This is a genomic window from Streptomyces flaveolus (genome assembly GCF_014648815.1).
GTDB classification, from domain to species: Bacteria; Actinomycetota; Actinomycetes; order Streptomycetales; family Streptomycetaceae; genus Streptomyces; species Streptomyces flaveolus.
Window position 1 is genome coordinate 1 of the sequence record NZ_BMRV01000032.1, and the last position, 12,709, is coordinate 12,709.

General features: G+C 69.7%; 11 protein-coding genes and 1 pseudogene. 11 read left to right on the forward strand and 1 reads right to left on the reverse strand.

Annotation, left to right across the window (positions count from 1 at the left end; genetic code table 11):
- The 4 genes from IEZ05_RS35885 to IEZ05_RS35900 all read left to right on the forward strand — a co-directional run.
- Window positions 1–331 (forward strand): alpha/beta hydrolase fold domain-containing protein (locus IEZ05_RS35885; RefSeq protein WP_189234521.1); only part of this gene is annotated, 331 nt, incomplete at its 5' end.
- Window positions 332–458: 127 nt separating this feature from the next.
- Entirely contained in the window at window positions 459–809 is a 351-nt protein-coding gene (locus IEZ05_RS35890) for a UBP-type zinc finger domain-containing protein (RefSeq protein ID WP_189234522.1), read from the forward strand.
- A gap of 220 nt (window positions 810–1,029) precedes the next feature.
- Window positions 1,030–1,860, forward strand: a complete 831-nt coding sequence (locus tag IEZ05_RS35895; RefSeq protein WP_229870014.1) for a PrsW family intramembrane metalloprotease — start codon at window positions 1,030–1,032, stop codon at window positions 1,858–1,860.
- A gap of 189 nt (window positions 1,861–2,049) precedes the next feature.
- Window positions 2,050–3,357, forward strand: a complete 1,308-nt coding sequence (locus tag IEZ05_RS35900) for an MFS transporter (RefSeq protein ID WP_229870017.1) — start codon at window positions 2,050–2,052, stop codon at window positions 3,355–3,357.
- A gap of 76 nt (window positions 3,358–3,433) precedes the next feature.
- On the opposite strand, the gene IEZ05_RS35905 is transcribed toward IEZ05_RS35900, so the two are convergent.
- Complete coding sequence (locus tag IEZ05_RS35905; RefSeq protein ID WP_189234524.1) at window positions 3,434–4,429, reverse strand: helix-turn-helix domain-containing protein; 996 nt, start codon at window positions 4,427–4,429, stop codon at window positions 3,434–3,436.
- Between the two features lie 382 nt (window positions 4,430–4,811).
- Between IEZ05_RS35905 and IEZ05_RS35910 the strand changes: the two genes are divergently transcribed.
- The 7 genes and pseudogenes from IEZ05_RS35910 to IEZ05_RS35940 form a co-directional block, all read left to right on the forward strand.
- Complete coding sequence (locus IEZ05_RS35910; protein ID WP_189234525.1) at window positions 4,812–5,237, forward strand: SsgA family sporulation/cell division regulator; 426 nt, start codon at window positions 4,812–4,814, stop codon at window positions 5,235–5,237.
- A gap of 223 nt (window positions 5,238–5,460) precedes the next feature.
- Window positions 5,461–7,824, forward strand: a complete 2,364-nt coding sequence (locus IEZ05_RS35915; protein ID WP_189234526.1) for an ATP-binding protein — start codon at window positions 5,461–5,463, stop codon at window positions 7,822–7,824.
- Between the two features lie 175 nt (window positions 7,825–7,999).
- Window positions 8,000–10,279 carry an ATP-binding protein gene (locus IEZ05_RS35920; protein WP_229870015.1) on the forward strand — a complete coding sequence of 760 codons (2,280 nt, stop codon included), beginning with the start codon at window positions 8,000–8,002 and terminating at the stop codon, window positions 10,277–10,279.
- 124 nt (window positions 10,280–10,403) lie between these two features.
- Window positions 10,404–10,892, forward strand: a complete 489-nt coding sequence (locus tag IEZ05_RS35925; protein WP_229870016.1) for a DUF1269 domain-containing protein — start codon at window positions 10,404–10,406, stop codon at window positions 10,890–10,892.
- A gap of 172 nt (window positions 10,893–11,064) precedes the next feature.
- Window positions 11,065–11,520: a WhiB family transcriptional regulator gene (locus tag IEZ05_RS37180; protein WP_373298918.1), complete on the forward strand. Its 456-nt coding sequence runs from the start codon at window positions 11,065–11,067 to the stop codon at window positions 11,518–11,520.
- Between the two features lie 94 nt (window positions 11,521–11,614).
- On the forward strand, window positions 11,615–12,490 hold the full coding sequence (locus IEZ05_RS35935; RefSeq protein ID WP_189234527.1) for an alpha/beta fold hydrolase: 876 nt from the start codon (window positions 11,615–11,617) through the stop codon (window positions 12,488–12,490).
- A gap of 104 nt (window positions 12,491–12,594) precedes the next feature.
- Window positions 12,595–12,709: pseudogene (locus IEZ05_RS35940) on the forward strand (alpha/beta hydrolase); the annotation flags it as partial.

Consider the following 12,709-nt stretch of genomic DNA (forward strand, 5'->3'; position numbering starts at 1 on the left):
CCGCGACGGCATGCAGTGGTTCTGGGACCAGTACACCACCGACGAGGCCGAGCGCGCCCAGATCACCGCCTCGCCGCTGCGCGCCACCACCGAGCAGCTCACCGGCCTGCCCCCGGCCCTCGTCATCACCGCCGAGGCCGACGTCCTGCGCGACGAGGGCGAAGCGTACGCGTCCAAGCTGCGCCAGGCCGGTGTCGCCGTGACCGCCGTCCGCGTTGAGGGGGTCATCCACGACTTCGTGATGCTCAACGCGCTGCGCGAGACCCACGGCGCCGACGCGGCGATCACACTGGCGGTCACCGTCCTGCGCACCGCCCTGCACACCCGCTGATCGCAGCTCGACGGCGCGTGCAGCTGCTTTCGCCTGCGTGAAGAGGCGACCGGGCGGCCCCCCTCTCGCCGTCGAGCCTGTCGCCCGGCCTGCCCGCCGGGTCCAGTTCTGTCCCCAGGGAGACAAAGTGACGACATCCAACGGCATCGACCCCGCCGTCCCGCCCACCGGCACCGGCTGCGTGGAGTGCGAGGCCAGCGGCGCGTGGTGGTTCCACCTGCGGCGGTGCGCGTCCTGCGGGCACATCGGTTGCTGTGACGATTCGCCCTCCAAACACGCCACCGCACACGCCCGCGGCAGCGGCCACCCGATCATCCAGAGCTTCGAACCCGACGAGGACTGGTTCTGGGACTACGACACCTCGACGCTCTACGAATCGGGACCGCGGCTCGCACCGCCGCACAGTCACCCGGCCGACCAGCCCGTGCCCGGACCGGCGGGCCGGGTGCCGGCCGACTGGGCCGACCAGCTGGGCTGACCCGCCCCTGACTCCGCGCCTTCCCTTCACCGTCATCGCACGAGGCATATGGCGTGATCGATGTCAGGGCGGCCGAGAGCGACCAGAACCGTCCGCGCCCGATGCGTGAAAGGCGGCCGCCGCGCCGGCGGCCCCGAGCGAACGAAGCGGACCGGTGCCGGACGGACGGCGCCGGCCGCGAGCCCCGTCCAGAACCTGCCCGCGGAGGTCACCCGTGTCCGTGTCCAGTCCCACAGATGCCGGCCGTCCGGCCGACCGGCCCCTGGTAGGCGCCGGTCGTCGCTGGAGCTGGGCCGCCGTTCTCGGCAGCGGACTCGTCCTGTTCTGGCTGCTGCGAGTCGCCCTGATCTCGACAGGCAATCCGAATCTGGTGCCGTCGCTGATCTTCCTGGGCGCCGCCGTCGTCCCCGTCTCGTTCGTCACCTTCGTGGCCGGACGACGGCTGGACTTCGGGATCGGCCCCGGAACCGCAGGGGTCACCGCCCTCGTCGGCGGAGTGCTGGGGGTCGCGACGGCCGGTGTGCTGGAGTACCGGGCCCTGCTCGTCATGCAGGTGCTGCCGGTCGTCGCGGTGGCCCTCATCGAGGAGGCCGCGAAGCTTTTGATGCCCGTGCTGGTGCTCCTCGCCGTCGAGGACCGTCACCCCGCGGACGGGCTGCTCGTCGGCGTCGCCGCCGGTGCCGGTTTCGCCGTCCTGGAGACCATGGGCTACGCGTTCGTGGCACTCGTGGACTCCGGGGGTGATCTGTCGGCCGTCAGCGGACTGCTGGTGGTCCGAGGGGTGCTGAGTCCGGCCGCGCACATGGCGTGGACCGGGCTGACCTCCGCCGCGCTGTGGTCGGCGGCCACGGGGGCGCGGCGCGGCCGCGGGGTCATCGTCTTCGCCGGAGTGTTCGCCGTCGCGGTCGCCCTGCACGCCGCCTGGGACGGGTTCGCCGTCACGGGCGCGTACGTCGTCCTGGGAGTGATCAGTCTGTCTCTGCTGGTCGTCAGCACTCACCTGCTCGCCTCCGCCCGCGCGGCGCAGGCGTCCCTCCTACCGCTGGCCTGAGAGGCAAGCGGCGGGTCCGGCCAGGCCGGACGACATCCACGGGCCCTGTGCGGCCCGGTCACGAACGGACAGCTCATGAGCGACACGGCCGGCACCCGCAGGGCCGAGGAGAACGCTTCTCACGCGACCGCGTCGTGCCACCCGGAGGCCCGGTCGGCACGACGGCCACGCCCAGGTGCGACTCTCGCTCTGACGAGCGCGGCCACCGCCCTGGCGTTGATGACGTACACCGCCCCGATGGTGACGCTGGCACGGACCGCCGCCGATCTGCACACGGTCCCCTCGGCCCAGGCCTGGCTGCTCAACGGAGCCCCTCTGGGTCTGGCCGCCCTGCTCCTGGTCGCGGGAAGCCTCGCGGACGACTACGGACGGCGCCGCATATTCGTCTGGGGAACCGGTGCCCTGGGAGTCACCACTGCGCTGGGCGGGCTGACGAACTCCACACTGCTGTTCACCCTGGCCCGGGTCGCGCAGGGGGCGGCCAGCGCTGCCCTCCTCGCGAGCAGCCTGGGTCTGATCGTGCACGCCTACACCACGCCACGCGGTCGCGTACACGCGAGCGGCCTCTGGGGCGCGTCCGTCAGCGGCGGCATCGCGACGGGTCCGCTGCTGGCCGGGGCACTGCCGTCCTGGCGCCTGTCGTACGCCGTGCTGGGCGTCGCCGCGCTGATCGTGGCCGCGCTCTCCGTGCGCGGTCTGTCGGAGTCCCGTTCCGCGCATCACGGGCGGCCCGACCTGGCCGGGGCGGCGACCTTCGGACCCGCGCTGACCGCCCTGGTCGCGGCGCTCACTCTCGGCCGGGAGGGCTGGCTGAGATCGCCTGTCCTCCTGCTGCTCGCGGCTGCGGCCCTGCTGACGGCGGCTTTCGCCTTCGTGGAGCGGCGGGTGCGCAACCCGATGATCGATCTGGCTCTGCTGCGCCGGCCGCTCTTCCTGGCCTCCTCCGTCGGCGGGCTCTTCACCGGCTTCGCGGTGATCGGCCTGTTCAGCTTTCTGCCGACCTTGTTACAGCAGACGCTGGGGTTGTCGCCTCTGGGCACGGCCTGGCTGTTCTTCCTCTGGTCCGGGCTGTCCTTCGTGGTGGCGCTCTTCGCGCGTCATCTGGGGGGTCGCCTCTCCCACCGTCACCAGCTGGCCCTGGGCTTCGTCCTGCACGCCGTCGGAGTGCTCACCATGCTGGGTGCCATGGACGCCGGCTCTTGGCACCGGCTGCTGCCCGGGCTGGTGTTGGCGGGTGTGGGCAGCGGACTGCTGAACGCCGCGCTCCCCCCGCTCGCGGTGGACTCCGTACCGGCCGCACGAGCCGCCATGGGGTCAGGCGCGCAGCAGAGCGCCCGCTACATCGGCTCATGCGCGGGAGTGGCCCTCACCATCGCGCTCGTCGCGTCGGCCGGGACACAAGCCCGGGGGGCCGACGTGGCGCTGGTGGCGTCGGCGGCGCTGTCGCTGCTGGCGGCAGTGGTAGTGGTCGTCCTGCGAGAACGTAAGCACAGGTGACCACGGGCTCGGCGTCGCCTTGCGGGAGTGCGTGGGCTGCCCGGGCTTGGTCGCGGTCCCGGCAGCCCGCGAGCCACTACCTCAGGGTGCCGACCCGAGATGGAGCATCGTCCCGCCAGGCCTGAAGGCGGACGCTGCGCCACTCGCGGGGCGACAGACCGTAGGCGCCGCGGAACGCGCGGCTGAAGTGGGTCGGATTGACGAAGCCCCAACGCTGGGCGATCGCGGAAACGGTGGGCGCGCTACGGCTGCGCCGCGCCAGTTCGCGGGCGCACTCCTCCAGACGGCGGCGCTGGATCAGCCGGCTGACCGTGATGCCCTCGTCCTCGAAGAGACGGTGCAGATAGCGCACCGAGATGTTGTGCGCCCTGGCCACGGACTCCGGGGACAAGGCCGGGTCGCCCAGGTTCTGGTCGATGAACGCGCGGACGCGGGCCAGGAGGAAGTTGCGGTTACGGCCGTCGCCGTCGCCCTTGGCCTCTATCTGCTCCGCCACCAGGGTGGAGAACAGGTCGATGAGGGTGTTGGCCAGTCCGCCCGAGGCGGAGGGCAGGTATTTGGGCGCGGAAGCCACCACCGTGAGGATGAACGGCCTCAGGACGGCGGCGCAGCCCCGGCCTGTGGTCATCACCCTGCCGGTCATGCCGTTCAGCTCGTCGTCCGTGAGCGCGAGCATACGGCGGGGGATGTACACCATGCGGACGGAGAAGGGCTCGGGGTGGTTCATGAAGCTGGGACGCGAAGTGCGGTAGACGAAGAGGTCGGTGGGGTTCGCGGTCTCCTCGCGTCCGTTCTGCGCGAGAACGGTGCGGCCCGACGTCTGGACACCCACGGCCACGAAGTCTCCCGGGGAGCGCTCGATGTGCGCCGCCGTCCGCCGCACCTGCTGCGCGTCGGCTTCCACCGTGGTCACCCGCAGTCCGCCGATCCGATCTGTGACGATCTTCCCTCGGAACGAATGCTCCTTGCGAGGGACGACGCTCACGGGCATCAGCAGGCGACCGACGGCGTCGCGCCAGTAGGCGCCCTTCTGTTCGTCGGGCACCGAGGACGTCGACAATACCGGGCTCATCCGGTTTTCCTCTCTCAACCACTTGGCAAAGACGGAGACGGACGACCGGTCGCGGTGCAGGCCGACGTCAGGGCCGCCTGCGGCGTGCTCCGTCGCGTTCCCCGGCGATGGGAGCCAGGAAGCGACCTCGCGACTGCGTCCCCGCACTCGAAGCCAAGCAGCCGGCCTCGACGATCACCAGGCACTAAGGAGGCAGAAGAGGCAATATCGGACACCATGGGGCGCGTGGGACCTCTGCTACCCGGCCACCGGACCGCCACACCTCCTCAGGGAAGTTCGTCGAGAGGCAATCGTGCGTGCGCTGAGCGGTAACGCGCGGCGGGCGGGCGGTCCTACGGTCTGCAGCGACCATCCGGTCGTGGCACGTCAGTCGGGAGACCCCATGAGTCAGCACCCCACATCGGTCATGCGGACCGTCACCGCTCTCGTCAGCGTCGCGGAGGACCGGCGGGTGCCACTGTCCGCGCGGCTCTCGTACCAGCTGGACGATCCCTACGCCGTGCGCCTGTCCCTGGGAGCACCGGCGAAGAAGAGTGCCGAATGGGTGTTCGCCCGAGAGCTGTTGGCCGACGGAATGCGGAGGCCGGCGGGCGTGGGCGACGTCCTGGTCTTTCCGCGGCACGGATGTCTGCCGGACACCATGCGCATCGTTCTCCGCTCCAGCACGGGGGCCGCGCTGCTGGAACTCTCGGCGTCACTCATGACGGCGTTCCTCCACAACACCTACGACCTGGTCGCTCCCGGGGCGGAAGGCATGCACGTCGACCTCGACGGCTGCCTCGCGCGCCTCGCCGAGCCGATCGACTGAGCCACGCACGTCTGACGCCGCCACCGGCGATGCCCTGTTGTCCAGGAGCGCATCGCTCGTTGCACGAGCGTGAACTCCTGCCGCTTCACAGCCTTCCCGTACGCCGGTGACGTACCGCTTTGCCATAGCCTGTGCGTGCATCAGCCGGCGCGACGACGGGCCGCTTGATGCCACTTCATCTGTTGGAACTTGGTCAGCAGACAGTGGCGAGGTGCCGAGAAGCATGACAGTCGTGGAACCAGCCAACGCGGAAGAACAGCCAGCTTTCGGTTCCCTCCTCCGAGAGCTGCGTCTAGCCGCGTCACTCACCCTCGAAGGGCTGGCCGAGGCCAGCGGAGTCAGCGTCCGAGGCATCGGTGACCTGGAGCGCGGACGCCGTACGTCACCGCGACGGCGCACGGTCATCGCTCTGGCCCGTGGCCTCAAGCTGTCCGAAGCCGAGATGCAGCGCTTCACGAGGGCAGCTCGAGCCGGACGCGACGACGGGTACATCCCGGTCGGTGTCCAGGCAATACCACAGGGCTCGCCCGACTTCGTCGGCAGAGAGCGGGAACTGGTCCGATTCACCGAGCTGGCGACGCTGCACGCAGGAGGACGGCCACGCAGTGGCAGAGCTGACGCGCCCTCCGCCGGTACGGCGCCAGTCGTCGTAGCGGTGTCCGGTCCCCCGGGTGTCGGCAAGACGACGCTCGCGATGGAGGCCGCACACCGGCTCGCGAGCCGATTCCCGGAGGGTCAGATCGCGGTGGACATGCGAGGTCTGGACGACGAGGCGCCCACACCCATCGAACTCATGCTCGGCATCCTGCGGGCTCTGCGGGTGGCCGACCGTGAACTGCTCAACGTGGGCCCGCAGGGACACATACACCTCTATCGGCAGACTCTTGCAGAGCGTCGCTTCATACTCGTGCTGGACAACGCCAGGGACGAGGCACAGGTGCGTCCCCTGCTGCCCGGCGCCGGCGAAGGCATGGTGGTCGTCACCAGCAGGCGTATGCTCACCGGCTTGGAAGGAGTCCACCGCATGCCGCTGGACGTCCTCAGCAGCCCAGAGGCCACGGCTCTGTTGACGACACTGGCGGGCACGGAGCGGCCAGTGCATTCACCGGCGGAACTGGAGCGTATCGCCCTGCTCTGCGGACGCCTGCCGCTCGCCCTTCACCTGGCGGGGAACTGGCTGGCCACGGGTCGGACCTGGCCGGGGGCCCGCCTCGCGGATCGGCTGGTGTCGACGGCGGAGTGCTGGGGCAGCATGGTCGCAACCGACGTCCGAATGTCAGCGACGTTCGACCTGTCCTATCGCCAGCTCAGCAAACCGGCTGCCGGCATGTTCCGACGGCTGGCCCTGGTGCCCGGTCCCGACGTCTCCGCCACGGGAGCTGCACGGCTGTGCGGGCAACGGCTCTTCGACGCCGAGGACTCCCTCGAAGAACTGGTGGAGGCGGGCCTGCTGGTGGTCGACCGGGACCGCTACCGGATGCACGACCTGTTGCGGATGCACGCCGAGAAGAAGCTGCGCGCGGAAGAGGACACGGGGAGCGTCGCGCGGGCCGAGAGGGCTCTGCACAATTGGCTGCTCAACACCGCGATCATGGCGGGCCGCTGGTACGAGCCCGGCTTCGGTGCGCCGCCGGACTCCTGGAGGGGGGACGTCGACCTGTCGACGGCGGAGAAGGGGCGTGCGTGGCTGCAGGACGAGAGCGCGAACTGGCTGGCGGCACTGCGCGTCGCTGCGGCGGAAGGCCGGCACGCGACAGTCGTCGAGGTGGCCGAGTCCCTGCACTGGTTCTCCGACCAATGGATCTACTGGGGCCACTGGCCAGAGGTCTTCGCCGCCGCGGCCGACAGTGCGGAGCGGATCGGCGACCCGGTTCTGCACGCGACCCAGCTCAACTACCTGGCGTGGGCCCGCGTGGCTTGCGAAGGGCGCTACCGCGACAGCCTCGTCCACTCCGGCCGAGCTCTGGTCCTCGCCCGGGGCGCTGACGACGAGAGGCAGCAGGCGTGGGCACACTTCTACTCGGCCTGGGCTCACCGCAAACTCGCTGAGTACGGAGCGGCGGCCGATCACATGAGCCGGGCAGGCCGCCTTTTCGAAGTAGTCGGCGATCCCGAAGGAGGCCTCACCGCCCGGCACGGGATCGCCCTGATACTTTCCGAGTCCGGCCACGCGGAGGAGGCGATCGACGCCTTCCACCGGGCCCTGGAGTACATCGAGCAGGAGCAGGGCCACCTGGAACCACATGCCGTCGATTTCGCCCGCATCGGCATTCACAGCGGCATGGCGTACTGCTTCGAGCAACTGGGCAGGCCCGCGGAGGCCGTTCTCCACCTGCGTACCGCCGTCGAACTGAGCGGCAGCAGCGGCAATACGGGCTTGCTGAGCCGCGGACTGTACCGCCTGGGCACCATGCTGCTCGTCATGAGACGCCCCGCGGACGCCCGGGCCGTCTTCGCGCGAGTCGTGGCCCTCGGGCCTTCCGCCGACCCGGGAAGTGCCCGGGACGCAGCCTCCCGCCTCGACGCCCTGGACACCGACGAAGCAGCGGAACGGGACTTCTCCCTGGTCGAGGCCGACCTACTGTGACGACGACCGTCACAACCGTAGTCGCAAACGGAGCAATTCCGGCAGAGGTCAGGGTTGCTGCTGAGCTGGCGGGTCCCCGCCCGACTGCGCTTTCGATCCAGCGCTCCCAGTTCTACTGCGAACGTCCCTCGAAGCCCGGACCACGGCTCACCGGGCGAAGAAGAGAGGTGCGAGGGTGAGTGCCGGGATGCAGCAGTTCGGCACACTGTTGCGTCGCTTCCGAACCGACCGGTTCCTGACCATCCAGGATCTTGCCGAGGTGTCAGGGGTGAGCGTCCGTGGCATCGGGGACCTCGAACGAGGTCGGCGCGCCGCACCGCAGCGACGCACGGTAGCCGCCCTCGCCGCCGGCCTGGACCTCGACGAGGAGGCACGCAACGAACTGCTCGCCGCGGCACGGTCGGACCGCTCGGAGTCCGCCGCTCCCGTGTCGATCCGCACGTTCCCGCGCGGTATAGAAGACTTCGTCGGCCGGCGGCACGAGCTGGTCACACTGGTCACGCTGGCGACGGAGACGGCGCTTGCCGATACAGCCGAGGGCGCATCAGGGCCCACGGTCGTGGCCGTGTCCGCTCCACCGGGAATGGGTAAGACCGCCCTGGCACTGCAGGCGGCCCGAGTGCTGGCGGATCACTTCCCGGACGGACAGATGGTGCTGGACCTCCGCGGCACGGACGAGGACCCGCCTCCCGCGACGGAGATCATGCTGGGCGTGCTCAAGGCGTTCAACGTCGCGGACACGGAGATCGTCGAGGCCGGTCCCGCCGGACAGGCAGACCTGTACGAGCATCTTCTCTCCGACCGGCGCGGCCTGCTGATCTTCGACAACGCGCGCGACGAGGCCCAGGTCGCTCCGCTCCTACCACGGCGGGGCAAGGGTATGTACCTGGTGACCAGCCGTAAGGTGCTCACCGGCCTCGAGGGCATCCACCGCATAGGTCTGGGTGAGCTGTCCCCCGAGGAGGCGATCGCCTTCCTCAGCGGCATGATCGGCGAGGAGCGCGCTCAGCGGGAGGCTTCCGCGCTGAGCGAGGTGGCGTCCAGGTGCGGTTACCTGCCGCTGGCTTTGCGGATCGCCGGAAGCTGGCTGGCGGCCCGTACCGGCTGGACCGTGCGTCGACTGGCCGACCGACTCGCGGTGGACAAGCGTCGGCTGGACGTCTTGGTGGCCGGCGACAGGAAGGTCTCCGCGGCCTTCGATCTCTCCTACCGGCAGCTCACTCCGGACGCCGCCAAGTTGTTCCGGAGGCTGTCGGTCGTCCCCGGTCCGGACGCGGGTGCTGCCTGCGCGGCACATCTCCTCGGTCAGGACCTGCTGTCGGCCGAGGACGTACTGGAAGAACTCGTCGAGGCAGGCCTCCTCGACATCAACGGTGACCGCTTCCGGCTGCACGATCTGCTCCGTCTCTACGCGCACAGCCGCCTGGAGGCCGAGGAGGGCGAGGACGGCGCGGAAGGCGTGCGCGCCGACCTGTACCGGTGGCTGCTGGAGACCACCATCGTCGCCGGGCGGTGGTTCGAACCCCACCACGGTGCTCCCCCGTCGTCCTGGCAGGGGCTGGTGGACCTGTCCTCGCCCGACCTCGCTCGCCAGTGGCTGCAGAGCCAGGGCATCAATTGGCTGGCCGCCCTGCGCGCCGCGGCCGAGGGGGGCGATCACGCTGTGGTGGTCGAGGTGGCGGAGTCCCTGCACTGGTTCTCCGACCAGTGGATCTTCTGGGGTCACTGGCCCGAAGTGTTCAGGATGGCCGCGGCCAGCGCCGAGGCGCTCAACGACGACGTCGCTCTTGCGACGCACCTGAACTACTGCGCCTGGACGCTCATCGTGTGCGAACGGCGTCCGTCGGACAGCCTGCCTGTCTCCGCCCAGGCGCACGCCACGGCAGTGCGGGCCGGCGATGTGCTGCAACAGGCGTGGGCGTACTACTACCAGGGCTGGGCTCACCGGAACCTGCACCAACTGGTGGACGGTGCCGACTGTTTCAGTCGATCCGCGGAGCTGTTCGCCTCAGCCGGTGATGTGCACGGCAGTCTGCAGGCCCGGCACGGCCGATCACACATCCTGCTCGTCGAGAAGGACGGTGCGGCGGCCCTCGCCGCCTTCCAGCAGACACTGGCGTTTCTGGAGGAGGCCGGCCACGCCATCGAGCCTCACATCGCCGCATCGGCGCACATAGGTGTCTCGTCCGGCATCGGGCGCAGCTTCGCCCTGCTGGAACAGTGGGAGCAGGCCGTCGCACACATGCGCGCTGCGGTGCGCAACTGCGTGGAACTCGCGGACAAGGCGGCGGAGAGCCGGCATCTGACCTACCTCGGAGAGGTGCTCATCGCCGCTGGACGCAGGAGCGAGGCGCGCGAGGTCCTCCAGGCCTGCGTCGCGCTGGCTCCAGCGGCCGATCCGCAGCGCCTCGCCGACGCGCGTGCCCTCCTGCTCCGACTGGGAAACGGGCGGTGACCGACGCTTCCTGCCTCTGCGTGCCCCGATCTGTGCTGACACCGCACGCCAGGTCGGGTAAGCCTCGGGGATCGCCGTGAACGGATCTTTACTGGACACGCACAGCCGCGAACGGAAAGGGGTCATGATGGCCACGCTGACGGTCTGGAAATTCGACGCGCCGGAGAGTGCGCAGCAGGTGGAGCAGACACTGCTCGGGCTGCAGAAGCAGGAGCTGATCACCGTGGTGGACGCCGCCACGGTCAGTTGGCCCGAGGGCGCCAAGAAGCCCCGGACGAAGCAGCTCACCGACCTGGTGGGGACGGGCGCCCTGTCCGGCTCGTTCTGGGGGCTGCTCTTCGGCCTGATCTTCCTCATGCCGCTGCTGGGTGCCGCGGTGGGGGCCGCCGCCGGCGCGCTGGGCGGCAAGCTGACCGACGTGGGCATCGACGACGACTTCATCGACTCGGTGAAGTCCCAGGTGACCCCCGGTACGTCCGCGCTGTTCCTGCTGTCCCGGGACGAGGTCCTCGACCGGGTCAAGGAAGCTTTCCCGGCGGAACACGCGGCGCTCATCCGCTCGAACCTCGACCGGGAGCAGGAAGCCCGCCTGCGTGAGGTCTTCGAAGGCTGACCCGAAACCCCACACCTGGGGCCGCTCGACGCCGTGAGGCGACGGACGGCCTTTGGCATGTGCGGTCGGCCCGTCACCCAGAGGCAAGAACCGTGACGTCGACGAGCGAGAGGGACGGCGTCCGGGTTTTCAGGCTGCAGCTCGATCCGCTTCGACCGCGCAGGAGGGCCAGATGGAGATACGAACGGCCCCTGCGCATTCGGCCGTGTCGGCCCGGCCGTTCGACGGGCTGCGGGTGGGCGGCATACTCGGGGCACCGTGTCTCACCCTGACTCCCGCGTGTACCGCCGTTTCATTCCGCACCAAGCCGCTGTTGCCTCTCTGGGCGTGGCGGGCCGAGGCCGCTTGCCGAGGCATGAAGAGTTCGGTGTTCTTCTCTCCCCCAGGCGAGCGCGGACCTGCCCGCAAGCGCAGGGAAGCGCGTGCTCTCGCCGTCTGTCGCAGCTGTCCGGCGCGGGCCGAGTGCCGAACGTTCGCAGAGGCGCGCCGCATCAACCGTACGGGATCTGAGGCGGTGTCACCGAGCGACAGCGTCGCGATCCCCGGCCCGGTGGCTGAACAGAGCGCGGAAGCGCACATCGGCGTGCGCTGTCGGACAAGGCGCCTGCCGGCGATCCGCACAGTATGAGCGGCGATAGTGCTTGCCCGCGCCGCCGCAGGAATCCGACAGCCCCGGTAAGAGTCGAGCGCTCAGCCTGTTCCTCCGACCTTTGCGAGTCGACATGACAGCCACCACGGAGATCACGCACCACACGAAGGTGCTCAACGGCATCAATCAGCACTGGGTCAGTGCCGGCCAGGGCCCTCCCGTCTATTTGCTGCACGGCTTTCCCGAGACCTGGTACGGCTGGCGCAAGCAGATTCCGGTCCTCGCGGAGAAGTACACCGTCATCGCTCCTGATCTGCGCGGATACGGAGACACCGAAAAGCCGGCCTCCGGCTACGACAAGCGCACGATGGCACGGGACGTCCTGGCCCTGATGGACCACCTCGGCCACGAGAAGATCACGCTCGTCGGCCACGACCGGGGCGCCCGGGTGGGCACTCGGTTCGCCAAGGACCACCGCGACCGGATCGACCGTTTCGTCGCCATGGACAACATCCCGACCCGGGTCATCGCCGACACCTACGACGTGGCCATGGCGCGGCAGGGGTACTGGTTCTTCACCTTCCTCCAGGTTCCGGACCTGCCGGAGGCTCTGATCGCAGGCAACGAAGAGACCTGGCTGACGCACTTCTACCGCGGTTGGTCGTACGACCCGGAGATGCTGACGCCCGAGGAGATCGACGTCTACGTCCGTGCCTACCAGCAGCCCGGAGCGGTCCGCGGCTCGTGCATGGACTACCGCGCCGCTCCCGTGGACGTGGCCCAGGACCGCGAGGACGAGGACCAGCCCATCGACTGCCCGGTGCTGACGATCTGGGGCGAGGATTTCAGCGCCGTCGGCCAGGCGTACGACGTCCTCGACGTCTGGAAGGGCATGGCCCGTGACGTCCGCGGTGTCGCGATCCCGCAGTGCGGCCACCTCTGTCAGGAGGAGAAGCCCGAGGTGGTCAACGCCGAACTGCTGGCCTTCCTGGACGGCTGGAGCGGCTGACCGGACGGGTCGGTCCAGCCGAGAGGCATCGTCCGCACCGCGCACTGCCTCGCCCTCACCAAGCACCACACAGCACGTCACATGGCAAGAGAATCGAGTCGATCATGTCCCGTCCCCCGCAGCCGACCGTCGTCCTGGTCCACGGCGCCTTCGCCGACGCCTCCAGCTACGCCAGCGTCATCCCCGGCCTGCTCAAGCGCGGCCTCAAGGTCGTCGCCC

What these genes read in the sequence shown, in the direction of transcription:
- IEZ05_RS35910 (WP_189234525.1), top strand. Translation starts at nt 4,812, where the DNA reads ATGAGTCAGCACCCCACATCGGTCATGCGGACCGTCACCGCTCTCGTC.
- IEZ05_RS35925 (WP_229870016.1), top strand. Translation starts at nt 10,404, where the DNA reads ATGATGGCCACGCTGACGGTCTGGAAATTCGACGCGCCGGAGAGTGCG.
- IEZ05_RS35905 (WP_189234524.1), bottom strand. Translation starts at nt 4,429, where the DNA reads ATGAGCCCGGTATTGTCGACGTCCTCGGTGCCCGACGAACAGAAGGGC.
- IEZ05_RS35915 (WP_189234526.1), top strand. Translation starts at nt 5,461, where the DNA reads ATGACAGTCGTGGAACCAGCCAACGCGGAAGAACAGCCAGCTTTCGGT.
- IEZ05_RS35935 (WP_189234527.1), top strand. Translation starts at nt 11,615, where the DNA reads ATGACAGCCACCACGGAGATCACGCACCACACGAAGGTGCTCAACGGC.
- IEZ05_RS37180 (WP_373298918.1), top strand. Translation starts at nt 11,065, where the DNA reads ATGGAGATACGAACGGCCCCTGCGCATTCGGCCGTGTCGGCCCGGCCG.